Source organism: Yersinia sp. 2541 StPb PI (genome assembly GCF_052217145.1).
Classification (GTDB): domain Bacteria; phylum Pseudomonadota; class Gammaproteobacteria; order Enterobacterales; family Enterobacteriaceae; genus Yersinia; species Yersinia enterocolitica_E.
In genome coordinates, this window is record NZ_JAZGQB010000001.1 from 2,038,067 (window position 1) to 2,062,711 (window position 24,645).

A 24,645-nucleotide genomic window follows, 5' to 3' on the forward strand; every position below is an offset into this window, starting at 1 on the left:
TCATATTCTATTTATATGGATAATTATTTGTGTGATCCAGATCTTTCTTAGAGATTAATTTTTTAATCAGATATTAATTTGTGATGGCGATCTAATTGGCTATTATTATTTTTTATTTATAAAACAAAACAACCCCGCCAAATCAATGGCAGGGTTTAATAACCACTTAAGTTAAATAGATTTACAGATTATCTCATGGCGCGTTTCAGGATACGGTCACCTTGTTTATTAAAGTATTCCGCAGATTCTTCAACAGATTTCTGACCATAATCGATATATTGGATTGCATCTCGGAACAATGAAACGATTTGCGGGTCATCAAAGTATGGTGACGTTTTCATTTCATGTGGCAGTTCTAATGCCATATTTAAACCAGCAACAGATGGGTCTTCATCTTTAATTACACCGCTGGCACGCAGTTGAGTTACCGCAGTCTTACTCAGTGGTACACCACGCTCTAAGCCCATAGCATCAACACCTTCTTTGCTGTTAAGCAGGAAGTTGATGAGCATGGCACTTTCTTTAGGATACTTAGTCGATTTACCAATAGAGAGCATTTGAGCAGGTTTAAAGAACAGACCTGCATCTTTTGCCTCTGGCAACATCGGATAAGGGCCAAGTATCAATTTTGCTGGTTTAGTCAGGTTATCGGAGTACTTAGTAATGGTGGAGTTCCACATATAAGTACCACCCCATTCACCATTAATCCACGGCTTCATTTCGTACATATTACTTTTGCCGAATGATGCATAGTATTTAGTGGATGGCATTACATGGTTATCAACCATTTTCTTATACATAGTAAAGAACTCAACCCACTGTTCTGGTGTATAAGCAAACTTTTTATTAGCTTCATCGATAGTCGGGGTGTTGTATTTTTGTGTCATGTAAGAGCGAATTAATGCCAGAGTATCCTGGTGCTCTAATACCACAGGGTAATATTGGTCACCCAGTTTTTCTTTAAATACTAAACCTGCTTTAAGTAATTCGTCCCACGTTTTAGGATACTCTAAACCAGACTTAGCCCAGGTCGCGTCATTAAAATAGAAAATACGCGCTGTCACTGAAATCGGGATACCGTTTAATTTGCCATTAACGGTAGTCTGTTGCAGTTCTTTCGGATCGAATTGAGCCAAATCCAACTGCTCTGACACTTTATTTAAGTCATAGAAGCCAGTGCCGTCTTTGGAGAAGATGGGCAACCAGTTCCAGTTTGTTTGCATAACGTCAGGTTCAGTTCCACCCGCAATTTGCGTCGTCAGACGAGAAAGGTGACCGTCCCAGCCAGTGTATTCTGCTTTAACATTAATATTTGGGTGCTGCTTGTGGAACTCTTCCAGAGCCTTAAGTGTCATTTGATGACGCCCATTGCCCCCCCACCATGACATGCGTAGGTTAACGTCATCCTGTGCAAAAGCCTGATGTGATAATAAAGCCAGAGTGGATGCTATCAGCGTGTGTAGGATCGCTTTTTTCATTGGGTACTGCTCCTGTTAAAGAGAGATATTTTTTTCTGTTTTTGCATCAAAGATATGGCATTTATCCATATCAAATTGGAAGTACACGGTGCGATGCAGGCCACTTTCAATAATTGGCCGTGCTTCATCAGACGGTAAGCGACAAGTCAATTCAAAGTCGTCAACCTTGATGTATAAGAAGAATTCATGCCCCATGTTTTCCACACGAACTAATTCACCTTGCGAATGGTTATTGGCAAAGGGTTGTTGTGACATGCGAATAAATTCTGGACGTACACCAAAGAACACTTTTTCTCCGGCATGGGCGGCCACTTTGGCTTGCTGTTTTTCACTCAATACCAGAGTGTATTGGCCAACTGTCAGGCCAATCTGCCCCTCTTTTTCTACCAGCGTACTCGGTTTGATGTTCATTTCCGGTGCACCAATAAAACCTGCAACAAACATGTTGGTAGGGAAGTGGTAGAGATTATCCGGGGTATCAACTTGCATGATGTGGCCCAGTTTCATTACACAGATTCTGTCACCCATGGTCATGGCTTCGGTCTGGTCATGGGTAACATAAACAGTTGTTGCTGCTTTGCCGCTTTTTTTCAATTGCTTATGCAAATCTGAGATGCGGATACGCATTGAGGCACGCAACTTGGCATCGAGGTTCGACAACGGTTCATCAAACAAGAAAACATCAGGTTTTTTCACAATCGCCCGGCCTACTGCCACACGTTGTGCCTGGCCACCTGACAACTGGCGCGGCAGTCTGTCCAGCAGGTCTTCCAGCTCCAGGATTTTGGCCGCTTCTGCGACTTGCGCTTCAATCTGATCTTTTGGCAGCTTGCTCAGTTTCAGGCCAAAGGCCAGATTCTCTTTCACTGTCATGTGCGGATATAACGCATAGTTCTGGAACACCATGGCAATACCACGTGATTTAGGTGCCAGATTATTGACCACCCGATCACCAATTCGAACTTCGCCATCACTGATGGTTTCCAGACCTGCCAGCATGCGCAGAGTGGTGGATTTAGCACAGCCTGATGGACCAACAATAACCATAAACTCGCCATCATGGATTTTCAGATCAATGCCATGAACCGCGCGGAAACCGTTGGAGTAAACTTTGCCTAATTTATTGAAAATGACTTCAGCCATGATAAATCCTCTATTAACCTTTAATTCCGCTGCTGGTTACGCCTTGCACGAAGTAGCGTTGAGCCAGGAAGAAAACAATGATGGACGGCAGAATGGAGATGCTTGCCATTGCCAGAATTTCGTTCCACGGTGCGCCTTCGGTGACGTCAATTGACATCTTCAGAGCCAGCGCTATCGGGTACTTATCTACGCTGTAGACATAAATCAGTGGGCCGATAAAGTCGTTCATTGACCACATAAACTGGAACAGTGCGACAGAGATAATGGCCGGCTTCAAGATTGGCACAACCACATACCACAACACCTGTAGCGAGTTACAACCGTCGATCTGTGCCGCTTCTTCCATATCACGTGGTACACCGCGCAGGAACTGAATCAGCATGAAGACGAAGAACCCTTGGGTGGCGAAGGCCGTCGGCAAATAAAGTGGTAAGTAGCTATTCAGCATGCCCATTTCACGGAACATGATGTATTGCGGAATCAATAACACAGTACTTGGCAGCAACATGGTGGTAATCAATGTTGCAAACCAGAATTTCTTCCATGGGATCTCAAAGCGTGCGAAACCATATGCCACGATAGTGGAAGAGATAATAGTCAGAATGACTTTCGGGATTACAAACTTAAAGGTGTTAAGCATGTAGTGACCGAAGTTATATTCAGTACCGGTTTTCCAACCATTAACGAAACCATCACTGGTTGCGTTTTCTGGCCATAATCCTAATGTGGTGAAAATTTCATTATTGGGTTTAAACGCCGCAGAGAACATCCACAGCAGCGGATAAAGCATCATCAGGCCGACAATAATCAAAATGATGTAGCGGAAAGCAGCACTGACTTTTGCTTTGCGTTCTGTGCGGCTAATTTCCGCATTAGCAATTTCCTGCGCCAGATCTAATTTCTTCTGGTTGGAAGTTTGTTGTACGTCAGTCATTTTTTCCTCCTTTATCGGCGGAGTAGAAGACCCAATATTTAGATGATTTAAATGCAATTGAGGCGAAGAGGGCGACTACCAGGAATAATACCCAGGCCAGTGCAGCACCGTATCCCATATCAAAGTATTTAAACGCGGTATCATAGATATAGAGCGAGAATAAATACGTATAGTGAGTTGGTCCACCGTCGGTAATAACGTACGGCGCGGTAAACTCTTGGAACGCCTGCGTGGTTTGCATAATAAAGTTAAAGAAAATAACCGGCGTGATCAGTGGCACGGTAACTTTCATAAACATTTGCCATTTAGAGGCACCATCAATCATGGCTGCTTCATATTGTGACTGCGGTACGTTCTGCAATGCAGCCAAGAAGATAACCATGGCGGAACCGAACTGCCAGACACGCAGTAATGTCACGGATGTCAGCGCCAGCGCTGGTTCTCCCAACCAGTTGATGGCATCAAACCCGAACACGCCAATAAAGCTGTTTAACAGGCCATCAATGGCAAACAGGGCACGCCATAACACGGCAATTGCAACGCTGCTGCCGAGGATTGATGGAATATAGAAAGCAGTACGGAACAGGCCAATACCGCGTAATTTAAAGTTCAGTACAAAAGCGATCCCTAGAGCAAATGCCAGTTTTAAAGGAATAGTCAGAAAAACATAAGCGAATGTAACGCCCATGGATTTCCAGAATAAATCATCTTCAAGAATCATATGACGATAATTCTCGATCCCGTTAAATACGGGAGGGTTCATTAAGTCATACTCAGTAAAACTGAGAAAGAAGGATGATACAAAGGGGAAAGCCGTAAATATTATCAACCCGAGTATATAAGGCGATAAATAGGCTAACCCCAGCATTCTGTTTTCATTCATAATGCTTACCTATTTTTAATAACATGAAAGATAAATAAAATTACTGATTCAAAAGCGTCGGATAAATAAAATCAATATCATACAGAGTACGGTTTTCCCCGTTCACCCGATAATCTCCATGAATGTAACCACCATTGGTAATAAATTGAGGCATAGCAGCAGACTTATTTTGTTTTGCTGCAATTAAGGCCAATATTGCTAATGCAATTGGATTGTCGATACGGAAATAACGGTGTTGAGCCGATTCAACAAACAGGCCGCGATGGTAATGTTGTTTAAATAGTTCATCGCCAACTTGCCAGGCTAATTCAAATAATCGGCTACATTGGCAGTGTTCTGCCAGTTCAACTAAGGCCAACAATAGGTGTGCAGTGGCAGCAGGTTTTTTACCCACCATCAATGATGCTCGGCGTTTTTGTTTGTTCAATTCAGCAAACTGCCAGCGGTGCAGTAACACACCAATCAGATCCAGCAGCTCTTCATCTTCACTCAAGCGCCAGGCGCGAACTAATGGCAGCAAATAATCAACATCTAATGGGAATGGCGAAATAACCGTACCTTTGGCGCCATAGTAACCATCCCGCAGCAATACATAGCCGCTCATGTCTTGTCCATCGTTCCATAACGGGCGCAATGTATTACTCTCAACGTTATAAGCGAAACGATAGTAGTTCTTTAAGCCATCAATAACCCATTGCAAGACTTGTTCGTCGGGTTGTTGGCGCAGAATATCTAACATCGCCAATGGGTTATCAATCAGTAGCGGGCGCATATCGCGAAACAGCACATTAGCTTCGCGAGCAATGTCACCAAATTCTGGACCAAACTGACGTTTGGCACGATCGCCATACCAAGATTGGGTCTGATTATCGTCCGCCGGGATAGGGCGACGCTGTTGTGGCGAACTGAACTGATAAACCGGTAAACCGGTTTCTGGGTTACGGGCTAATACATATTGACGATAGAGATGTTTCCCCCAGGCAGCAGCAGCGATATCACCGGTATATTCAGCATATTTATATGCGGCATAAATCAGGTCAGTACCCGCATTCACAAAGGTCAGGCCTTTGGTTTCAGGAAGGCGCGGTAAGTCAGTAGGATTAACCACATCGCGGCGAGCATGGGTAAACACATGTGGGTCGCGTAACTTGTCGTAGCTACCGTGGCGGCCCAGATCCAGCGTTTGCCAATCCTCTACATGGGCGTGCCAAAAACCCTGTAAAAAATTAAGTGTTTTTTCCCGGTCAACAGTGACCAGAAAATCGTAATAGGGCAGATGATGTTTCAGTTCATGTACTTGCGCTTTTGATTCTGGCCCTTCGGTCGTTAATGTATCCAGATTGAGGAAACGATGGCCGCCCCAGTAAAACAACCCGCTTTGCTCATGAACGCCAAGGTGCATAAAATAGCTGCTTTGCACTCGTGCTTGTTGGTGATATTGCGGATCCTGAGTCACCAGACTGAGGGCATCCAATGTCCGCAACCAGTTTTGCTGACTGGCAAAATTAGATATTGGTGTATTGTGGCCATCAGGAAATTCCCATACGACCGGTTGATGTGTCAGCACATCAAAGCCATCAGCTAGCAGGGGGGTAGGGTTTTGGTTGCTATGGCCAATAGACTGGACCAGATCAACATAGCTGCGAATAGCGCTGAGCCAGTTAATCATCATTGCGTCGCTGCCTTTAATGTTGCCTATAAAATCCATTGCCATAACCCCATCATCGAACATCAGGATAGAACCGGTTTAAGGTTCCTTATAAATAGAAACGTCGTTTCACAATCTATTATATTTGTATTTACTGACGAGTCATTGAGCGAATGACAAAAGTGTGATCGGAGTCGGAACGTTGTTTTGAATTTTTTATTTTTGCGCTTTTGGCAGAAATTTACCGGTAGATTTATTTGTTAACTAATTGATAAATAAGTAATAAAAAAGGCACAACAGAAGTTGTGCCTTGATGCGTTTTTGAGTCAAAATATTGCGAATAACTCCGCCAGATAGACCTTAACTCAAATTAGTCATGATTATCGGCTTAGCGAGCCAACCAACCGCCATCAACCGCGATGGTGTAACCGCTGATATAATCAGATGCTTTAGATGCCAGGAAGACCACTGGACCTTTCAGATCATCAGGCAAGCCCCAACGACCAGCAGGGATACGGTCAAGGATCTCTTTGCTGCGTTCTTCATCTTTACGCAACTGTTGGGTATTGTTGGTTGCCATGTAACCCGGTGCCACTGCGTTAACGTTGATGCCATGTTTAGCCCACTCGTTAGCTAACAGACGAGTCACACCCATGACTGCGCTTTTCGATGCGGTGTAAGATGGCACACGGATACCACCTTGATAAGACAGCATTGATGCCACGTTGATAATCTTGCCGCCATGGCCTTGTTTGATGAACTGTTTAGCAACCGCTTGAGACATAAAGAACACGGTTTTGATGTTAACGTTCATGACATCGTCCCAGTCCTTCTCGCTGAAGTTGATCGCATCTTCACGGCGAATGATACCGGCGTTATTGACCAGAATATCGATTTGACCAAATTCAGCGACAGCTTGTTCTAACAGGGCAGGAATGTGCTCAATTTTGCTCAGGTCAGCCGTCAGACTAAGGAAACGGCGGCCTAGTGCAGTCACTTTATCAATAGTTTCACGTGGCTCAACAATGTTGATACCCACGATATCACAACCGGCTTCGGCTAAACCGATCGCCATGCCTTGGCCCAAACCTGTATCACAGCCAGTAACCAGTGCAACTTTACCTTTCAATTCAAAGGAATCTAAAATCATAGCTAACATCTCTCTCAAGGCGGTCAAAGATTGCCGCGATTTCAATATTGGGGAGAAAACCGCCCAAAGGACGGATTCGGTTGGTGACGCTTAACGCAATTCGCTAACAGCGATGTGGTCCATATCACTGAAGACTTGGTTTTCACCGACCATGCCCCAGATGAAGGTATAACGCTTAGTGCCCACGCCAGAATGAATAGACCAACTTGGTGAAATCACAGCTTGTTCGTTGTGGACTAACAAATGACGTGTTTCCTGTGCCTGGCCCATCATGTGGAACACCGCTGTTTCTTCGTCCATATCAAAGTAGAAATAGACTTCCATACGACGTTCATGGGTATGACAAGGCATGGTATTCCACAGATTGCCGGGAGCCAGTTTGGTTAAACCCATGGTCAGTTGGCAGGTTGGCAACACATCAGGCACGATGTATTTATTGATAGTGCGACGGTTGCTGGTGGCATCATCACCCAATGTTTGCGGTGCGGCCTCTGCCAACGTGATTTTTTTGTTCGGGTAAGTGGTGTGTGCTGGCGCGCTGTTGTAGTAAAACTTGGCAGGTTTTGTGCTGTCGATACTGCTGAACTGCACCTCTTTCGCACCTTTACCCACATACAATGCTTCTTCATTGTTAATTTCATAACGCTGACCATCAACAACGATAAGTCCTGAGCCACCGATGTTGATAACGCCCAATTCGCGGCGTTCCAGAAAGTAACTGACACCCAGTTGTTTACCTACATCATCACCAATGCTGACTGCTTTACTGACGGGCAAAATACCCCCGACGATGATGCGGTCAATGTGGCTATAGGTCAGGGTGTACTCATCTGCGGTGAATATATTTTCGATCAAAAATTCACGGCGCAAACCGGCAGTATCAAGCTGTTTCGCGTGGTCGCTATGGATGCTTTGGCGAACTTGCATGTCAGTACCTCTTTTACAGAACAGTATCTTGGTGGGTAAAACCCAACTCAGAAAGCAAGACCGGCTCAAACAAGCGCATGATGTCGACAATTGTTGCTGACAACCTGTACTGGTCTGATGTCTGACCGAGTGTTTCTTGTAATGCTGATGATGATAGTGTTTGCGGGAAGTTAATTCAATAAAAATGAAATGATGTTTTATTATTTTTTGAGGGATGTCATGATTTTTGGATTATTTATGGCTTATCTGCCAATTTTGCCCGTAGAATGGGCAGAATTCAGCGTGAAACTGTGACTACGCTACATCAGAAACTTATTCTGCATAATGAGGTGAGACAATGAAGATGTTCTTTATTAATGATGAAACGCCATGGGAAGAGTTAGGAAATGGCATTAAACGCAAAGTAATGACTTGGAGCGATGATCTGATGATGGTCTGCGTTCACTTTGACAAAGGTGCCATTGGTACTGCACACAAACATGACATTCATGACCAGATTGCTTATGTTGCCGCAGGCAGCTTTGAAGTGGAAATTGAAGGGCAGAAACGCATATTGAAAGCGGGTGATGCGTATCGTGCCGTGAAAAATGAGATGCACGGCGCGGTATCACTGGAAGATAACAGTATTTTAATCGACACCTTTAACCCTAAGCGAGATGATTTCCTCTAAAGGGTATTTGGGCGGTTGAGTCATTGGCTCCACCGCCCTCTATCATCAATACGGTAATATTACGTTATATCTTTTTTATTCAATTGCTCTAATGATTCCAACTTAAGATCAGCCAATACCCAGCGTGGGTCTGCGCGGTATTCAGGCGATGGGATCACGATAGAGCGCATTCGTGCTGCTTTAGTCGCAATCATACCGTTTACCGAATCTTCCAGCGTGACGCATTGTAGCGGGTCGATACCGAGATCAGCCGCAGCATTCAGATACACCTCAGGGTGCGGTTTACTGTAGGGCAGGTATTCGGCTGAAACCAGACAGTCGAACTGATTTCTAACACCTAACATGTCCAGCACACGCTCTTGCATATGGAGAGGGGATGCTGATGCCAGGCCGATTTTCAGCCCTTGTTGGCGGCAAAGGTCCAGTGCGTACTCAACGCCTGGCAGCACCGGGCGGGTCTCTTCTACCAGTTCTATCGCCCGAACAATAATCCGTTTGCACACTTCCGCCTGACTAGGACCCTGCCATGGCATGGCTTGGAACCAAAGCTTTACCACTAAATCGATACGTAAACCCAAGGTATCGGGTAATGAATCCCGTGAGGATGTATCCAGCCCAAGATTGGTGAAAATATCGAGTTCGGCCTGTAGCCATAATGGTTCCGAATCTATCAGCAAGCCATCCATATCGAAAATTGCCGCTTTAATCGGGTGAGGGGTTGCCATTTATCATCACTCCTGTGGTTTTTTTAGCTACGGGCTGAATACTTTATCATTAACTTAATGATAAAGCGCCGAATGAGCTAGGCTTGAATTTGTGTTGAGGGTGAGAGTTATAGCAAAAATTTTGCACAAAGAGCGAATGTAGCGGGTAAACTAGAGCTACATAAGTTGTGGTATTTACAAGGAGAAGTCATGACCTATCAACAGGCTGGGCGCGTCGCTGTTATCAAACGGATTGCAGGGTGGCTCGTTTTTATTCCAGCACTGCTGTCAACATTGATCTCAATTATCAATTTTGCCTATCAATATAGTCAAAAAAGCAGCGGGATTAATGCGGTCATGTTGGATTTTATCCATGTAATGACCGATATGATTCGCTTCAATACCACTTTTCTGGATGTTTTCTGGTTCAACTCGCCAGTACCTGATCTTCAGCAGGGCTTAACCGCCGCGAATATTATGTTCTTTATCATCTATATGCTGATTTTTGTCGGTTTGTCACTACAGGCATCTGGTGCTCGTATGTCGCGGCAGGTGCGGCACATTCGTGAGGGTATTGAAGATCAATTGATTTTGGAACAAGCCAAAGGTAGCGAAGGGCGCAGCCGTGAACAGCTAGAAGAGAAGGTGGTTTTACCGCATCACACCATCTTCTTGCAGTTCTTTACCTTATATATCTTGCCGTTAGTGATTGCTGTGGTGGGCTATTTTGTTCTTAAATTGTTGGGATTGATGGCTCAAGGGTGATTCTGTTGTAAGAAAGCCTTGCTGAGTGATAGAGATGTATAGAAACAAGCCAGTGTGTGACACAGCATTCTGGCCTTTTTATTGTCTATTTTATTGATATATAAATAAATTAATGTATTGAAAGAATTTTACCAGAAAACGGTAGTGATACTCTTCTTGCACTCACACTATTTCTGATGTGATTCCCTTATGCTGTAGCACTCTCTCCTCTGTCATATCAGTAAAGTAATGAACGTTTTCATTTCCAAGAAAATGCGTAATTTTATTGTGTTAGCCCAAACAAATAGCATGGCGAAGGCGGCTGAAAAATTACACATGACGGCATCTCCTTTCGGCAAAAGTATTATGGCGCTGGAAGAATTGGTCGGTTATTCCTTATTTACTCGTAATGAGAAAAGTATCAGCCTCAATAAAGCAGGACAAGAGCTTTATCAGGAGCTATTTCCTATTTATCAACGACTTTCAGCTATAGATAACAGCATTGTGGCTATGTCACAGCGTCAGAAGAATATTGTGATAGGAATTGATAACACTTACCCAACCATCATTTTTGATCAATTGTTCAGTCTCAGCGATAAATACGACGGGATTACCGCTCAGCCTTTTGAGTTTAACGAAAACAGTGTGATTGATGACTTACTCGATCGCCGTGTAGATTTTATTATCTCCCCGCAGCAAGCGTCACAACGTGTCACCCATATTGATACCCTGCAAGCCACGGAGCTTCCCTCTTTACGGCTCGGTTTTTTAGTGTCACGTCGCTTTGAGAATATCCAGGCGCTAGAGTTGTTGAATACATTGCCTTGGTTGCAAATGCGCTTCCAAAATAGGGCAAATTTTGAGGCTCTACTGGATGCGCATTTCCGTGCGATTGGCATTAACCCCACTATTATCTATCGCCCCTACAGCTTTATGGCAAAAATCAGTGCTGTTGAGCAAGGGCAGTTTCTGACGGTAGTGCCTCAGTTTGCTTATCGGTTAGTTAACCCCGCAAAGCTGAAATATTTTGATGCACCGAATCAGCCCATGTATATGCGAGAGTACCTATATTCGCTCAAGAATAATCATCACATCGAAAAAGTCATGGGCTATATACATTCAGACCGAGAGGGTGATTAAGGTGCCAACATTGAGCCAAATTCGAACAGATTTTGGTGCAACTGGAATGCTTGCGCCAGATTGTGATGCAAATGTCCGCCTTTGGCCTGTGCCAGATAGCGATGCAGGTAGTCACGATACATCGGATGTGCACAGTTATTGATAATCGTGGTGGCACGCTGCATGGGTGATAGCCCGCGTAAGTCAGCCACGCCTTGTTCTGTAACGATAACTTTTACGCTGTGCTCACTATGATCAACATGGGTACACATCGGCACAATGGTGGAGACCTTTCCACCTTTGACGATGGAGGGGGCCATAAAGATCGACAAATAGGCGTTGCGCTCAAAATCTGCACTGCCGCCAATACCGTTGACCAATTCCGTACCGGCAACGTGGGTCGAGTTGGCATGGCCGTAGATATCAAATTCAAGCCCGACGTTAAGGGCAATAACCCCTAACCGACGAATGATCTCTGGGTTGTTAGAAATCTCCTGTGGCCGCAATACAATGCGGGTAGAGAAGAAATCCATATTGTCATAGATTTTCTTCAATGAGGCGGGGGAAACGGTCAAGCTGGAGGCACTTACCCCCATCACTTTTTCGGTTTCTAATAATTGAACCACCGACTCTTGCAGCACCTCTGAATACATCATAAACGGCGGAATATCTGGGTTTTCTCCCAGACGTTTCATCACGGCATTATTGATATTACCGACGCCGCTTTGCAGCGGGAGAAACTCTGGTGGAATACGGCCCAATTTGAGTTCATTAAGCAGGAAACTCACCACATTGTCGGCTATTTTTTCACATAGTGGGTTTTCGCGATCCAGACTATTACCGGCATCCGGCAGTTCGGTTTCAACGATGGCAAAAATTTTACTCGGATCCACCTGTACATAGGGTTGGCCGACTTTATCCAATGTATGGTAGATAGGCAGGGTATTACGCCGTGGTGGGGCACCGAGCATGATGATATCAGCCAGTTCAGCGACCCGTGGGCTGTGATAATGATTGAGTTCTATGATGATTTTCTTGGCTTTATGTAAAAAAACCGGGGCATTACCAATGCCGCTGCTAAGATACACCTTGCCATCAGCGGTGATCGCCGAGGCTTCAATAACCGCGACATCAATGTCGCCAAAGAAGCCATAGTTAACCATTTGCGCCACTTCACTCAGATGCAGGTCGACAAAACTGACCGCACCCAAGTTGATTTTTTCCCGCAATAATGATGCGGTCTGATAGGGCGCGCGCCAGGCGATAGCGTCAGCCTCAGCCATTTCATCATCAGCTTTAGCACTAATGGACGCGCCGGTCAGTAAACGAATCTGAAAATCTTTTTGCTGCTGATGATGTGCTATAGCGCGCCGGGCTATAGCGGCAGGAAGCGCCTTAGGCGCTCCGGCTGGGGTAAAACCACTGAACACCACCATATGACCATGTTCAATACATTCAGCGGCTTCATCCGCGCTCATTATGCAATATGACCGTTTCATAAAGAAATCCTCTGGTTGAGAAGGTTTAATGCCCCAAAAAGGTAGGCTTACGCTTCTCCATAAATGCACTCATACCCTCGAGATAATCCTCACTATCGTAGACGGCACGCCGCAAACCTTGAATGCGCTCAAACTCATCTGAATTCATGGTGTGGGCTTCGCCTAAAACCCGTAGTTCTTCTTTAATAACGGCTATCGCCAGTGGTGCTTTTTCAGAAATGACGTGGGCTAATTTCAGTGTGAAATCCTCCAGTTCAGCGGGGTCAACCACATGATTGAGAATACCAACCGAAAGTGCACGCTGCGCGGTTATTGGCGCGGCAGTGAAAATCAACTCTTTCACGATATGGAAGCCAGCATCGCGAATAAGGTTGTGGATACCCACCAAATTGTAGGGAACGCCCAGATTCACCGGTGTCATCGAAAAGGTTGAGGTGTTACAAGCCACAATAATATCTGAGCTCATGATCATCTCGAATGCACCACCCCAAACGCTACCTTCGACCATCGAAATGATCGGTTTAGGATATTTTTGGATAGTTCGGGTGATTTGGCGCAGTGGGTCATCATATGACAGTGGGTCCCGTCGGCCAGTGGGTAATTCGTGAATATCATGGCCGGCGGAGAACACTTTTGAACCTTCGGGCGCGCGGAGAATAATGCAGCGGATATCGGTATGATTGAGGTCATGCAGCGCTTGCATCAAATCATCAATAAACACCTTACTTAAGGCATTGAGTTTGCGTGTGTGGTTGAACTCAATAATACCCACCCGATTGGCAATCAACACTTTGACATACTGATAAGACATGGTTGTTCCCTTTAATTGATAATTTTTTGTGTAATAAAATGGGTTACGTCATTAATACCGGCTCGCGGCGAGATTTGATTTTGACGTAACAGATCTTCAATTTGCTGATAGTGCTGGCGGACCTCGGGGTGAGAAAACAGCATTGCAAGTGCATTTGCCTCTACCTGATGACGCACCCAACCAAGATTTTGTTGTTGGCGCAAGGTGGTGAGCTGCCCACTTTGCGTCATGACCGGCCAAAAACTTTGTACTGCTTGCCACACTTCACGGATACCGCGTTTTTCCAACGCGCTACAGGTGAGAACCCGTGGCTGCCATGCGGGATATTTACGGCGAATGATATGCAGTGCGCTGTGATACATATGGCGGGCGATTTCAACATTGCTATGGTTGTCGCCGTCATCTTTGTTAATCACAATAAAATCGGCCATTTCCATAATGCCTTTCTTAATGCCTTGTAGGTCATCGCCCGCACCGGCGATTTGCAAAGAGATAAAGCAGTCCACCATTTCAGCCACTTCGGTTTCAGACTGCCCAACGCCGACGGTTTCAACGATGATGACGTCGTAGCCTGCGGCCTCACAGAGCAAGATCAACTCGCGGGTACTCTGGCTTATCCCACCGAGGTGGCCCCCTGACGGCACCGGGCGCACAAACGCATGCTCAGCGCGTGAGAGATTCAGCATGCGGGTTTTGTCGCCCAAAATGCTGCCGCCACTGATCGGGCTGCTGGGGTCAACGGCAATCACCGCGACCTTATGCCCTTGTGCCAATAACTCTTCGCCTAGCGCCTCAAGAAAGGTGCTTTTCCCCGCACCGGGTGTGCCAGTAACGCCTAGCCGTTTAGCCTGACCGGTATAAGGCATAATGCGGTCTAACAGCCGAGCGCTTAATGCCTGATGTCGGGGGAGGCGGCTTTCTGCCAGGGTCATGGCTTGCGCTAATGCGGCTCGGTCTCCCTGGCGTAAACGGTGAACGTAGTCCGCCATATTGTCGATATCAATCATGGCGGCGGCTGATGAGTTGTAGAACGTCACGCACGCTAACGAGCATTGGTGTACCCGGCCCATAAATTGCTGCCACACCCTGTTCACGCAAGAAGGCGTAGTCCTGTGGCGGAATAACCCCCCCAGCCACCACCAGAATATCTGGCCGTGCATATTGACGCAGCGCTTCAATCAACTCGGGGATCAATGTTTTGTGGCCGGCGGCAAGGGAAGAAGCACCGATGACGTGAACGTCATTCTCCACCGCCAGACGGGCGATTTCATCCGGTGTTGAGAACATCGGGCTAAGATCGACATCAAAACCGAGGTCAGAGTAAGCGCTGGCAATAACCTTAGCCCCCCGGTCGTGGCCATCCTGGCCCATTTTGGCAATCAGAATTCTGGGTCTGCGCCCATTCTCACTGAAGAACGTTTGGGTCTGCGCCACTATTTGATCAAATTCCTGAGCGTCTTTCTCGCTCTGGTGATAGCTGCGCGCAATGACACCGGTAACGCATTCGCTTGGTACCAGGTAGCGGTCAAACACCCTCTCCATTGCATCTGAGATTTCACCCAGTGTTGCCCGCAGTCGTGCAGCTTGAACTGCGGCTTCCAGTAGATTTTCATGGTTTTCCGCCGCATGACGCAGGTTTAGCAATGCTTGTTGAACCGCGCTGTTATCTCGCTCGGCGCGAATACGTTTAAGTTGTGCAATTTGTTCATTGCGCACTTTAACGTTGTCAATATCCAACACCTGAGTTTCAGCTTCTGTCTCTAACTTATATTTATTCACCCCGACAATAACGCGTTTTCCCTGATCGATAAGTGATTGCTGACTGGCGGACGCCTCTTCAATCATCCGTTTGGGTAGCCCAACCTCAATGGCTTTGGCCATGCCGCCCACATCATCGATCTGTTTGATAATGGTTCTGGCTTGTTTCACCATTTGATCGGTTAATGACTCGACAAAATAAGAGCCTGCCAGCGGGTCAATGGTGCGGCAAATCGCCGATTCTTCCTGAATGATTATTTGTGTATTACGCGCAATGCGTGCTGAGAAATCAGTCGGTAGGCCGAGAGCCTCATCAAAAGCATTGGTATGCAAAGACTGTGTGCCGCCGAGTGTTGCGCCCAGAGCTTCGATGGTAGTACGAATAATATTGTTGTAGGGGTCTTGCTCGGTCAGGCTCCACCCTGAAGTTTGGCAGTGGGTTCGTAGCGCTAATGATTTAGGGTCGGTTGCGCCAAATCCACTGACCGCCTCACTCCAGAGGTAGCGTGCGGCGCGTAACATGGCGATGTTCATAAACAGATCCATGCCAATGCCGAAGAAGAATGAGAGGCGTGGGGCGAAGTCATCAATATTTAAACCGGCATTTAAGGCCGCTTTGATATATTCAATACCATCAGCAATAGTAAAAGCCACTTGCTGCACGCAGTTAGCGCCGGCTTCTCCCATATGGTAGCCACTGATGCTGATAGTGTTGAAGCGCGGCATATTTTGCGAACTCCAGGCGATGATGTCGGAAATAATGCGCATGGAGGGTTTGGGTGGGTAAATATAGGTGTTGCGGCACAGATATTCTTTCAGAATATCGTTCTGAATAGTGCCGGTCAGTAGCGCAGGCTCTACCCCTTGCTCTTCGGCCGCGACGATATAAAACGCCAGAATGGGCAGCACCGCACCATTCATCGTCATCGAAACAGACATTTTATCGAGTGGTATTTGGTCGAACAGAACCTTCATATCCTCAACGCTATCAATTGCCACACCTGCTTTACCCACATCACCAGAAACGCGTGGGTTATCTGAGTCATAACCACGATGAGTGGCAAGATCAAATGCTACAGAAAGACCTTTTTGCCCCGCAGCCAGGTTTTTGCGATAAAAGGCATTTGATTCTTTAGCGGTTGAAAAACCAGCATATTGGCGAATTGTCCAGGGCTGAGCGGCATACATTGTGGCTCTTGGCCCCCTGACGTAGGGTGCAAGACCGGGGAATGAGCCAGTAACCTCTAATCCATCAAGGTCACTGGCGGTATAAAGTGCTTTTACCGCAATACCTTCGGGCGTCTTGCTGATCAAATCTTCTATTTTTTTTCCTCGTTTGCTTAATTCTTTATTAGCGAGGTTTTCCCACTCACGCATATCCACCATTTGTCTTGCTCCCAATTACTGGCAATAGAATGCCTATCGAAGGTTATGAGATATTCCTCGACGAAGGCTTTTGATTTTATTTAAGTAAGCGCTTTTTGCCGTGGGTTGTCGCTGGCAAAAAAGAACAGGGTGTCACGTCATTATTAGTCAGTGGAAATGCATCTAATCTGTGGTTTTGTTCATGTTTTTTTAGGAAAGGCGTCTTTCGTTATGAGATGTTGGTCATAAAAAAAGCACCCTTATTGGTTGGCTAGCCAATAATTGGGGGTGCTATTTATAATAGGCGGGTTATTCGTGCTAACCAGCGAGCGGGTATCTCACTAAAAACGTTCGGGGTGCAGCAAATGCTCAACGGCTTTCTGCGCGTTAATCCAGTGTTGTCCACCAAATAAATTACTGCGGTTCAATAAATAATAAAGCTGATAAATAGGTTGGCGCTCAATAAAATCGGCAGGCAGCGGCCAAACACGCTGATAACCATCATAAATTTGGGCGGGTAAGGCAGGGTAGAGCGGTAACATCGCAAGGTCGCACTCGCGATCTCCCCAATAACAGGCGGGATCAAAAATTACTGGCCCTTGGGCACTGGCAGCACAGTTAGCTGGCCATAAATCACCGTGTAGGAGTGAGGGCTGTGGCTGGTGGCCTTGTAAACGTGCGTGAACTAAGTCAGTTATCTGGTCGATATCACCAAAAGACATGCCTTTTTCCGCCGCTAATTGCAATTGCCAACCGATACGCTGCTCAGCAAAGAATTGCCCCCAGCGGCGCTGCCAGCTATTAGGCTGCGGTGTGGTGGCCAGATCATTATCAAAATCCAGCCCGAATTGCAGTTGTTCGCTCCATTGATGCAGATGGGCTAATTGCTGGCCCAGACAATAGGCGTTATGCGCATCGAGTGGCTTTAGGGGGAGATACTCTAGTAACAGAAAACTGTAATCGCGATCGCTGCCCACGCCGTAGACTTCAGGGACTTGGACTGTTTTGCTGCGGGATAATAAAGCGAGTTGATCAGCTTCGGCGGTAAATATGGGTAACATCTCACGGGTATCGCATTTTACGAAAACCTCAGTCTCACCATAACTGAGACGCCAGGCTTCATGAATATCTCCGCCCGGTAATTCAGTCCTTTCCCGAATTTCGGCGGGACCGAGATATTCACCTAACAGACGATTCACTGCTTGCCACATGATTCACCCCCTATTAGCTGCCAGTTAAACCCTGTGAACTTGAAATTACAGGGTTGTTAGCGACGTTAACTTATCCTAATCACTCGACTACATTAGCGCATCAGGATTAATGAGCCTAATCCATAAGGCTCATCCTGCGGGCTAGCATTAATGCTATTTAAATCGACTCCCGGCCGATTTGACATTCGCTGCTACCTGCAAGTCCAATGACTCTGGCTACAGATCATTAGGTTAGCGTCTTTATGCTGCGAAGAACAAGAGCTGGCGCACAGGGATACCCGTGCCGGATCAAACAAAAGACTGATTCTACTGGTAAAGTGTTAGTCGTTTCGCTGTTTTGCTCATATTACGACAAAAATGGCATGGTAAAAAACTTGCTGCTGGCTGAATCTGAATAATAAATATGCCGTACAGCGTAATGGCCATCCGGCATATTTATTGGGACTTAATTGATTATAGCAGGTTACCTTTCGGCAGGTTTTTAGCGCTAGCAGCTTTGGCCTGAGGGGATATTTTTCGGCCCTTTACGGGTTTTATATGGCTATAAATCAGGGCGACCACAAAGAACAGTGCCTGAATAATGACAATACAGGGACCCGTGGCACCATCAATATGGAAACTGATTAAGGTGCCCAGCACACAGGCCACCACTGACACCAGTGTGGCAACAATCAGCATTTGATCAAAACTACGGCAAACCATAAAGGCGATAATACCGGGGGCGATTAACATGGCGATAACCAGAATAACCCCAACCGCCTGCAATGATGCCACGATGGTCAATGCCAGCAGGCAAAGTAAGCCATAGTGCAGCAATTTGACCGGCAGCCCAATCACCCTGGCATGGTTTGGATCAAAGCAGTAGAGCATGAAATCTTTACGCTTTAATAGCACCACCAACAGAGTGAAGCCGGCAATCCACAATGTCTGTTTCAGTTCCGCTAATGAAATACCCAGCATATTGCCGAATAAAATATGGCTGAGGTGCTGGTCTGTATCCATGCGGGAAAATAGCACCAGGCCAAATGCGAACATACCGGAGAACACAATCCCCATAACGGTATCTTCTTTGACCCGGCTATTATCTTTTAAATAACCGGTGGCAATCGCGCAGAATATACCTGAGACAAAGGCACCGATAACCAGCGGAATACCGAGCCAAAAGGCCAGCACAATGCCTGGTAGCACGGCATGAGAGATAGCATCCCCCATTAATGACCAGCCTTTTAACACCAGATAACAAGACAAGACTGCACACACCACACCGGTAATAATCGCGGCCACTATCGCCCGTTGCATAAAGGGGTAGGCGAAGGGTTCGCTGACCAGACTAAACAATGTATTCATACATTATCCTCTGGCAGGTGGGGTAGTGGGTGACGGCGTTTTTGCCGCGAACGAAAACGGGTCGCCAGTAATCCGTGTTTCGGCGCGAAGAAAAAGGCTAAGAGGAAGACCAGTGTTTGTAAGGTCACAATGACCCCGCCTGTTGCGCCGTCCAGATAGAAGCTGAGATATGCACCAAAGGCACTGGTAAAGGCACCAATGGCAATCGCTATCATCAGTAAGCGGCTGAAACGGTCCGTGAGTAGGTAAGCCGTCGCCCCGGGGGTCACCACCATGGCAATGACTAAGATCGCGCCAACAGTCTGTAAAGCCGCGACAGTACAGGCACTTAACAGGGTGAAGAACAAAATTTTCAGGCGCAGGGGTGATAGTCCTATCGACATAGCGTGGCTTTCATCGAAAAACACCGCCAGCAAGTCTTTCCAGATCAGACATAGAATCACAAACGAAACCAAAATTATGATCTCTACCTGCAATACATCTTCGTCTGCTATCCCCAGAATATTACCGAAAATGATCGACTGGACATTGACCGAGGTAGGGTTGAGCGAAACAATTAATAAACCAACAGCAAAAAAGGTCGAGAAGATGAAACCAATGATGGCATCTTCACGCAGACGAGTGATATGGCGCACTAATGTCATCGCCAATGCGGCGAGCATGCCGGTAAAGAATGCACCAGCGGCATAAGGCAGCCCAAGAGCATAAGCGCCAGCAACTCCCGGAACGACGGAGTGCGATAGCGCATCCCCCATCAGCGACCAACCTTTCAGCATCAGATATGCCGATAAGAATGCGCAGACGGCACCAACAATCGCACTGACCCAGATAGCCTTGACCATGTAATTGTAGTTAAACGGTTGCAGTAACAGTTCCAGCATCAGGGGTTATTCTCCTTTGACTGACTCTGTGCCGGCGGGTCATTCTTGGTGTGACCATAAAATACCGCAGGACGTTCATCATCGGTAATGACCGTGACGGTGCGTGGGTCATTATCATCGTGCAGTGCGGTACCGGAGAGATTGATATGGCGCAGAACACCACCAAAAGTCATTTCGAGATTCTTTTGGGTAAAGGTGGTTTCGGTCGGCCCGGCGGCTAGCACGGTTTGGTTAATCAGAATCACGTGGTCACAAAATTCTGGCACGCTACCGAGGTTATGCGTGGAAACCAGAATCAGATGGCCTTCATCGCGCAGTGCCCGCAATAAATCAATAATGGCATTTTCTGTTTTGACGTCAACGCCGGTGAACGGCTCGTCCAATAACAAGACTGAGCCTTGCTGTGCCAACGCGCGGGCCAGAAACACCCGTTTCTTTTGCCCCCCCGATAGCTCACCGATCTGACGTGACCGTAATGCCGTCAAGCCGACTCTCTCAATGGCTTTATCGACAATGGTTTTATCTTCCCGGCTCGGGATGCGCAGAAAATTCATTTTGCCATAACGGCCCATCATGACCACGTCTTCCACCAACACTGGGAAATTCCAGTCGACATCTTCGGTCTGCGGCACGTAAGCGATGGTATTTTGTTTTAAGGCATGGCTGATGGGTTTATGACTCAGCTCTACTTTCCCGACACTGGGTTTAACTAACCCCATAATACTTTTAAACAGTGTCGACTTACCGCTACCATTCACACCGACCAAGGCGCAAATTGTGCCACCGGTCAGTGAGAAACTGGCGTCATAGATAGCAGTATGCCCGTTGTTATAAGTGACAGTGACATTATCCACTACCAGCTCCGGGCGGACAAAAACAGCATGGCTCATTGACCAAATCCTTTCGCGATAGTTTGTACAGTGGCGTTAATCAGATCGATATAAGTGGGGACCGGCCCCTTTTCATTCGACAGAGAATCTACATATAACACACCACCATATTGTGCACCGGTTTCTTTGCTAACTTGTTTCGCCGGTTTATCGGAAATAGTACTTTCACTGAATATCACCGGGATTTTATTTGCGCGCATGGTATCAATCACGTGGCGCACTTGTTGCGGGGAACCTTGCTCTTCCGCATTAATTGGCCACAAGTAAACTTCTTTAAAACCATAATCTTTTGCCAGATAACTGAAGGCACCTTCACTGGTCACCAGCCACCGTTGCTGTGCGGGGATGCGAGATAAACGCTCACGCAACGGGGCATCCAAGGCGGCAATTTTTTCAGCATAAGCTTTGGCATTACGATTATAGGTTTCAGCATGGGTGGGATCGTGCTCCACCAGTGCTTTACGAATATTCTCAATATAGATTAAAGCGTTTGATGGTGACATCCAGGCATGTGGATTCGGAATACCTTTATATGGCCCTTCACGGATAGGCAGGGGGGTGATGCCATCTGTAACCACAGCCGAAGGGACATCTTTAATATTTTCAAAGAAACGCTCAAACCAGCGCTCCAGGTTCATCCCATTCCAGAGAATCAAGTCTGCTGATTGTGCCTTCACGATATCTCGTGGCGTGGGCTGATAGTCGTGAATTTCTGCGCCGGGTTTGGTGATTGACTCAACAATGGCAGCATCACCGGCGACATTCTGCGCAATATCTTGAATAATTGTGAATGTAGTCACAATTTTGAATTTTTTATCAGAGTCGCTGGGTTTATTTTCTGCCAAGGCTGAGTTGCTGATCATCGAGGAGAATGCAACAAGAGCCAATAGGGTAATGGCAGGTAAAAAACGGGGTGTAATACGGCTAATTGAGTGCAGGTAGGGTATTTTTTGCTTAATAAACATGGCGATGTTCCCTTTCTTTAAATGAAAATGATTATCAATATCATTAGCGATGAAGTCAAGCCTTGCCATACAATAAACTAAAACTTACCGATAGTTACTGAATATAGCCTGATCATTATGTTGATAATGGTCAAGCTAGGCCAAAAAATCTATTTGGACGAGGTGACAACTTGTATATGCTACAAAACGGCTTATCAGCACGGGGAATACTGTGAATCCAAAAGTCGGTTGCCTAATGGCAATTTTATTGCTGGCGGGGTGTGCTAAACAAACTCCGTCACCACAAGCAAATAACGGGTGGCTGAAGAAAGCGCCACAGGGTGGTTTCCTTAACGCACCGAAAAGCAGCGGCGGTTCAAGTACAGTTGCCTATAGTGATGTAATTAAACAAGCAGCTAGCCATTACGGCGTTGATGAAACGTTGATTAAAGCCATTATTCAGGTGGAGTCTGGTTACAATCCTGATGTGGTGAGCACCTCGAATGCTGTGGGTTTGATGCAGATTAAAGCCTCTACCGCTGGTCGAGATGCCTACCGGATGAAAGGGCGCGATGGTCAACCGAGTTCAGGTGAATTAAAAGATCCGGTGAAGAATATTGATATTGGCGCGGCGTATATCAATATTTTGCAAAACCAGCAGTTAGCGGGGATAAGTGATCCGCAAACATTGCGTTATGCCACCATCGTTTCTTATGCCAATGGTGCGGGGGCGATGCTACGGACTTTTTCATCAGATAAACGTCTGGCAGTAAATAAAATAAATAGTCTTAGCCCGAACGAGTTTTATCAGCATATACAAAAGAAACATCCGGCCGCACAAGCACCACGCTATTTGTGGAAAGTAGATACCGCGTACCGGGCAATGTCAGAGTAATATTAAAACGCTAACCGATGTAGTCTTATAGGCGCCGTAACTGTTATCAGTATAAACATCGGCTAGCGTTTCCCTCTTCAATCTCACTCTTGGTTATGCAAGTGCTGGATGGTAGTTGGCAATAATGTCCAGGATGCCGTTTATAATAAATTGTACGCCCATACACACCAGCAAGAACCCCATCAAGCGTGAAATAGCTTCAATGCCGCTTTTGCCCACCCAGCGCATAATGGCCCCGGAACTGAGCAGTGAACCCCATAAAATCAATGAAACACAAAGAAAAATCAGCACTGGGGCAACCGTAACGACCCATGGGCTGAATACAGCATGGCCTTTCATTGATGCGGCAGAACTGATTATCATGGCAATAGTACCTGGCCCAGCGGTACTTGGCATCGCCAGTGGCACAAAGGCGATATTAATAGATTTTCGCTTCTTTAAATCCTGCGATTTTGCTTCTAATTGCGTATCTTCAGCTGATTGCTGCGGAAAAAGCATACGAAAACCAATAAACGCCACAATTAGCCCACCGGCAATACGCAAACCGGGAATAGAAATACCGAAGGTATTCATCACAACCTGGCCGGCATAATAAGCGATGGTCATAATAAAGAAGACATAGATTGATGCCATCTTCGATTGCTGATTGCGCTCCTCGCTGGTCATGTTGCCAGATAACCCAAGTAATAGGGCTACCGTTGTCAACGGGTTTGCCAGTGGCAGCAGTAATACCAAGCCTAAACCAATGGCTTTACATAATTCGAAAATATCTTGCATCAGTCTTACTCCGAAAATAACATCAAACGCCCCGATGAAAGTAAAGCATATCAGGCAATTAGTCGTACATTGGGTAAATATATTGCAACAGTGCATTATTCCCTACTTTGCCACTCTACGCGATACGTCAGGCAAAAGGCTATCGGGGATTAACTTGTGGCTGATGAATCACTGGTAAGTGAGCGGGTTGAGTGAATAAATGCTGCTAACGCTACGGTAACTTATATGTGATATAGATCAAATCTCTGGCGAGCAACAGTTGGTTCAATAGGGTAGATCCAGAATAATCATGTCAGCATTAATTTCTGCAAGGAATACGGTTTTGTGCATTTGTGATATCAGCGTTGAAGACGAATATACTCGTCAGCCACTATCGGCTTCTGCTGCATGGGTGTTAGATACGCAGGCCGCGCGTGCGCGTGGTCGGTTACGTTTTTTAAAACCTAAGCGTGAAGCCCGGCCGCGTTGGCGTTTAGCCCCCCTGAAAGATACTTACGAAATTCGTTTTTATCCTAACCGTATGCCAGAACTCTGGTTCTTCAGTGCGGAGAATGCGGCCAGAAAACGGCTCTAATAGTTAAATGTGGAGTAAGCTGATATGGCCTTTAACGCCGATGAACGCAATGCGCTGTTAGCCGTCAAAGGGGTCGGGCCAACGGTAGTCACCCGCCTGGAACAACTCGGTTTTACCTCCCTTGCGCAACTCAGTCAGGCGGATATGGGTGAAATTGTCACCAGTGCGGCGGCCATGGTGGGTTCTACTTGTTGGAAGAATAGCCCGCAAGCGCGCTCAGCGATTCAAGCTGCCATAGAGTTGGCTAAAACGCACACATCTGAGTGAGCCCGTTGCAGCCACCTCCCGTCTGG

The 24,645-nt window shown here is 46.4% G+C and carries 24 protein-coding genes; 6 read left to right on the top strand and 18 right to left on the bottom strand.

Annotated elements, in window-relative coordinates:
• Window positions 1-188 precede the first annotated feature (188 nt).
• The 7 genes from V1953_RS09020 to kduI all read right to left on the bottom strand — a co-directional run bounded on the left by V1953_RS09020 (window position 189) and on the right by kduI (window position 8,163).
• Window positions 189-1,478, bottom strand: coding sequence for an ABC transporter substrate-binding protein (locus V1953_RS09020; RefSeq protein WP_083158665.1), 1,290 nt, complete (start codon window positions 1,476-1,478; stop codon window positions 189-191).
• A gap of 15 nt (window positions 1,479-1,493) precedes the next feature.
• Window positions 1,494-2,621, bottom strand: coding sequence for an ABC transporter ATP-binding protein (locus V1953_RS09025; RefSeq protein ID WP_083158666.1), 1,128 nt, complete (start codon window positions 2,619-2,621; stop codon window positions 1,494-1,496).
• A gap of 13 nt (window positions 2,622-2,634) precedes the next feature.
• On the bottom strand, window positions 2,635-3,555 hold the full coding sequence (locus tag V1953_RS09030; RefSeq protein ID WP_083158667.1) for a carbohydrate ABC transporter permease: 921 nt from the start codon (window positions 3,553-3,555) through the stop codon (window positions 2,635-2,637).
• Window positions 3,548-4,438, bottom strand: a complete 891-nt coding sequence (locus V1953_RS09035) for a carbohydrate ABC transporter permease (protein WP_083158668.1) — start codon at window positions 4,436-4,438, stop codon at window positions 3,548-3,550. The genes V1953_RS09030 and V1953_RS09035 overlap by 8 nt, the downstream gene beginning before the upstream one ends.
• 40 nt (window positions 4,439-4,478) lie before the next feature.
• On the bottom strand, window positions 4,479-6,146 hold the full coding sequence (locus tag V1953_RS09040; RefSeq protein WP_083163598.1) for a pectate lyase: 1,668 nt from the start codon (window positions 6,144-6,146) through the stop codon (window positions 4,479-4,481).
• A 328-nt stretch (window positions 6,147-6,474) separates the two neighbouring features.
• Window positions 6,475-7,236 carry a 2-dehydro-3-deoxy-D-gluconate 5-dehydrogenase KduD gene (gene kduD / locus V1953_RS09045; RefSeq protein ID WP_005182925.1) on the bottom strand — a complete coding sequence of 254 codons (762 nt, stop codon included), beginning with the start codon at window positions 7,234-7,236 and terminating at the stop codon, window positions 6,475-6,477.
• Window positions 7,237-7,326: 90 nt separating this feature from the next.
• Entirely contained in the window at window positions 7,327-8,163 is an 837-nt protein-coding gene (gene kduI / locus V1953_RS09050; RefSeq protein ID WP_083158669.1) for a 5-dehydro-4-deoxy-D-glucuronate isomerase, read from the bottom strand.
• A gap of 337 nt (window positions 8,164-8,500) precedes the next feature.
• On the opposite strand from kduI, the gene V1953_RS09055 reads away from it, so the two are divergent.
• A complete protein-coding gene (locus V1953_RS09055; protein WP_032905805.1) occupies window positions 8,501-8,833 on the top strand; it encodes a cupin domain-containing protein in 333 nt (110 codons plus the stop codon).
• 59 nt (window positions 8,834-8,892) lie between these two features.
• On the opposite strand, the gene hxpB is transcribed toward V1953_RS09055, so the two are convergent.
• The gene (hxpB, locus tag V1953_RS09060) at window positions 8,893-9,558 is read right to left on the bottom strand and encodes a hexitol phosphatase HxpB (RefSeq protein ID WP_372569243.1); all 666 of its coding nucleotides are present in this window, start codon (window positions 9,556-9,558) and stop codon (window positions 8,893-8,895) included.
• Between the two features lie 189 nt (window positions 9,559-9,747).
• Here hxpB and V1953_RS09065 point away from each other — a divergent pair, with 189 nt between their 5' ends.
• Together V1953_RS09065 and srsR are read left to right on the top strand one after the other, a co-directional pair.
• Window positions 9,748-10,302, top strand: a complete 555-nt coding sequence (locus tag V1953_RS09065) for a YniB family protein (RefSeq protein ID WP_083158671.1) — start codon at window positions 9,748-9,750, stop codon at window positions 10,300-10,302.
• Window positions 10,303-10,530: 228 nt separating this feature from the next.
• The gene (gene srsR / locus V1953_RS09070) at window positions 10,531-11,421 is read left to right on the top strand and encodes a LysR family transcriptional regulator SrsR (RefSeq protein ID WP_420073431.1); all 891 of its coding nucleotides are present in this window, start codon (window positions 10,531-10,533) and stop codon (window positions 11,419-11,421) included.
• Here srsR and V1953_RS09075 read toward each other — a convergent pair.
• The 9 genes from V1953_RS09075 to yfeA all read right to left on the bottom strand — a co-directional run bounded on the left by V1953_RS09075 (window position 11,418) and on the right by yfeA (window position 22,127).
• Window positions 11,418-12,899, bottom strand: coding sequence for a succinate CoA transferase (locus V1953_RS09075; protein ID WP_083158673.1), 1,482 nt, complete (start codon window positions 12,897-12,899; stop codon window positions 11,418-11,420). The two genes, srsR and V1953_RS09075, sit on opposite strands and share 4 nt — an antisense overlap.
• Before the next feature lie 25 nt (window positions 12,900-12,924).
• Complete coding sequence (scpB, locus tag V1953_RS09080; protein WP_083158674.1) at window positions 12,925-13,710, bottom strand: methylmalonyl-CoA decarboxylase; 786 nt, start codon at window positions 13,708-13,710, stop codon at window positions 12,925-12,927.
• Between the two features lie 11 nt (window positions 13,711-13,721).
• Entirely contained in the window at window positions 13,722-14,717 is a 996-nt protein-coding gene (gene meaB, locus V1953_RS09085) for a methylmalonyl Co-A mutase-associated GTPase MeaB (RefSeq protein WP_083158675.1), read from the bottom strand.
• Window positions 14,710-16,854: a methylmalonyl-CoA mutase gene (scpA, locus tag V1953_RS09090; RefSeq protein WP_083158676.1), complete on the bottom strand. Its 2,145-nt coding sequence runs from the start codon at window positions 16,852-16,854 to the stop codon at window positions 14,710-14,712. Before scpA ends, meaB begins: the two co-directional genes overlap by 8 nt.
• A 320-nt stretch (window positions 16,855-17,174) precedes the next feature.
• Window positions 17,175-18,044: a fructosamine kinase family protein gene (locus V1953_RS09095; protein ID WP_083158677.1), complete on the bottom strand. Its 870-nt coding sequence runs from the start codon at window positions 18,042-18,044 to the stop codon at window positions 17,175-17,177.
• Window positions 18,045-18,497: 453 nt separating this feature from the next.
• The gene (gene yfeD / locus V1953_RS09100) at window positions 18,498-19,391 is read right to left on the bottom strand and encodes an iron/manganese ABC transporter permease subunit YfeD (RefSeq protein ID WP_083158678.1); all 894 of its coding nucleotides are present in this window, start codon (window positions 19,389-19,391) and stop codon (window positions 18,498-18,500) included.
• Window positions 19,388-20,272: an iron/manganese ABC transporter permease subunit YfeC gene (gene yfeC / locus V1953_RS09105; RefSeq protein ID WP_083158679.1), complete on the bottom strand. Its 885-nt coding sequence runs from the start codon at window positions 20,270-20,272 to the stop codon at window positions 19,388-19,390. The genes yfeD and yfeC overlap by 4 nt, the downstream gene beginning before the upstream one ends.
• Window positions 20,272-21,162: an iron/manganese ABC transporter ATP-binding protein YfeB gene (gene yfeB / locus V1953_RS09110; RefSeq protein WP_083158680.1), complete on the bottom strand. Its 891-nt coding sequence runs from the start codon at window positions 21,160-21,162 to the stop codon at window positions 20,272-20,274. Before yfeB ends, yfeC begins: the two co-directional genes overlap by 1 nt.
• On the bottom strand, window positions 21,159-22,127 hold the full coding sequence (yfeA, locus tag V1953_RS09115) for an iron/manganese ABC transporter substrate-binding protein YfeA (protein ID WP_083158681.1): 969 nt from the start codon (window positions 22,125-22,127) through the stop codon (window positions 21,159-21,161). Before yfeA ends, yfeB begins: the two co-directional genes overlap by 4 nt.
• A 211-nt stretch (window positions 22,128-22,338) precedes the next feature.
• Between yfeA and V1953_RS09120 the strand changes: the two genes are divergently transcribed.
• The gene (locus V1953_RS09120) at window positions 22,339-23,001 is read left to right on the top strand and encodes a transglycosylase SLT domain-containing protein (protein ID WP_083158682.1); all 663 of its coding nucleotides are present in this window, start codon (window positions 22,339-22,341) and stop codon (window positions 22,999-23,001) included.
• A gap of 93 nt (window positions 23,002-23,094) precedes the next feature.
• Here the strand turns inward: V1953_RS09120 and V1953_RS09125 are convergent, their stop codons facing one another.
• The gene (locus V1953_RS09125) at window positions 23,095-23,778 is read right to left on the bottom strand and encodes a MarC family NAAT transporter (RefSeq protein ID WP_083158683.1); all 684 of its coding nucleotides are present in this window, start codon (window positions 23,776-23,778) and stop codon (window positions 23,095-23,097) included.
• Between the two features lie 322 nt (window positions 23,779-24,100).
• On the opposite strand from V1953_RS09125, the gene V1953_RS09130 reads away from it, so the two are divergent.
• Entirely contained in the window at window positions 24,101-24,352 is a 252-nt protein-coding gene (locus V1953_RS09130; RefSeq protein WP_193784813.1) for a hypothetical protein, read from the top strand.
• Window positions 24,353-24,376: 24 nt separating this feature from the next.
• Window positions 24,377-24,619 carry a Pathogenicity locus gene (locus tag V1953_RS09135; RefSeq protein WP_083158685.1) on the top strand — a complete coding sequence of 81 codons (243 nt, stop codon included), beginning with the start codon at window positions 24,377-24,379 and terminating at the stop codon, window positions 24,617-24,619.
• Window positions 24,620-24,645 lie beyond the last annotated feature (26 nt).

Excerpts from the sequence above, each read along its gene's own strand:
- kduD (WP_005182925.1), bottom strand. The coding sequence starts at position 7,236 with ATGATTTTAGATTCCTTTGAATTGAAAGGTAAAGTTGCACTGGTTACT.
- V1953_RS09025 (WP_083158666.1), bottom strand. The coding sequence starts at position 2,621 with ATGGCTGAAGTCATTTTCAATAAATTAGGCAAAGTTTACTCCAACGGT.
- V1953_RS09030 (WP_083158667.1), bottom strand. The coding sequence starts at position 3,555 with ATGACTGACGTACAACAAACTTCCAACCAGAAGAAATTAGATCTGGCG.
- yfeC (WP_083158679.1), bottom strand. The coding sequence starts at position 20,272 with ATGCTGGAACTGTTACTGCAACCGTTTAACTACAATTACATGGTCAAG.
- V1953_RS09020 (WP_083158665.1), bottom strand. The coding sequence starts at position 1,478 with ATGAAAAAAGCGATCCTACACACGCTGATAGCATCCACTCTGGCTTTA.
- V1953_RS09135 (WP_083158685.1), top strand. The coding sequence starts at position 24,377 with ATGGCCTTTAACGCCGATGAACGCAATGCGCTGTTAGCCGTCAAAGGG.
- yfeB (WP_083158680.1), bottom strand. The coding sequence starts at position 21,162 with ATGAGCCATGCTGTTTTTGTCCGCCCGGAGCTGGTAGTGGATAATGTC.
- V1953_RS09095 (WP_083158677.1), bottom strand. The coding sequence starts at position 18,044 with ATGTGGCAAGCAGTGAATCGTCTGTTAGGTGAATATCTCGGTCCCGCC.
- V1953_RS09075 (WP_083158673.1), bottom strand. The coding sequence starts at position 12,899 with ATGAAACGGTCATATTGCATAATGAGCGCGGATGAAGCCGCTGAATGT.
- V1953_RS09125 (WP_083158683.1), bottom strand. The coding sequence starts at position 23,778 with ATGCAAGATATTTTCGAATTATGTAAAGCCATTGGTTTAGGCTTGGTA.
- yfeD (WP_083158678.1), bottom strand. The coding sequence starts at position 19,391 with ATGAATACATTGTTTAGTCTGGTCAGCGAACCCTTCGCCTACCCCTTT.
- V1953_RS09040 (WP_083163598.1), bottom strand. The coding sequence starts at position 6,146 with ATGGATTTTATAGGCAACATTAAAGGCAGCGACGCAATGATGATTAAC.
- meaB (WP_083158675.1), bottom strand. The coding sequence starts at position 14,717 with ATGATTGATATCGACAATATGGCGGACTACGTTCACCGTTTACGCCAG.
- hxpB (WP_372569243.1), bottom strand. The coding sequence starts at position 9,558 with ATGGCAACCCCTCACCCGATTAAAGCGGCAATTTTCGATATGGATGGC.
- V1953_RS09065 (WP_083158671.1), top strand. The coding sequence starts at position 9,748 with ATGACCTATCAACAGGCTGGGCGCGTCGCTGTTATCAAACGGATTGCA.
- V1953_RS09055 (WP_032905805.1), top strand. The coding sequence starts at position 8,501 with ATGAAGATGTTCTTTATTAATGATGAAACGCCATGGGAAGAGTTAGGA.
- yfeA (WP_083158681.1), bottom strand. The coding sequence starts at position 22,127 with ATGTTTATTAAGCAAAAAATACCCTACCTGCACTCAATTAGCCGTATT.
- scpB (WP_083158674.1), bottom strand. The coding sequence starts at position 13,710 with ATGTCTTATCAGTATGTCAAAGTGTTGATTGCCAATCGGGTGGGTATT.
- scpA (WP_083158676.1), bottom strand. The coding sequence starts at position 16,854 with ATGGTGGATATGCGTGAGTGGGAAAACCTCGCTAATAAAGAATTAAGC.
- srsR (WP_420073431.1), top strand. The coding sequence starts at position 10,531 with ATGAACGTTTTCATTTCCAAGAAAATGCGTAATTTTATTGTGTTAGCC.
- kduI (WP_083158669.1), bottom strand. The coding sequence starts at position 8,163 with ATGCAAGTTCGCCAAAGCATCCATAGCGACCACGCGAAACAGCTTGAT.
- V1953_RS09035 (WP_083158668.1), bottom strand. The coding sequence starts at position 4,438 with ATGAATGAAAACAGAATGCTGGGGTTAGCCTATTTATCGCCTTATATA.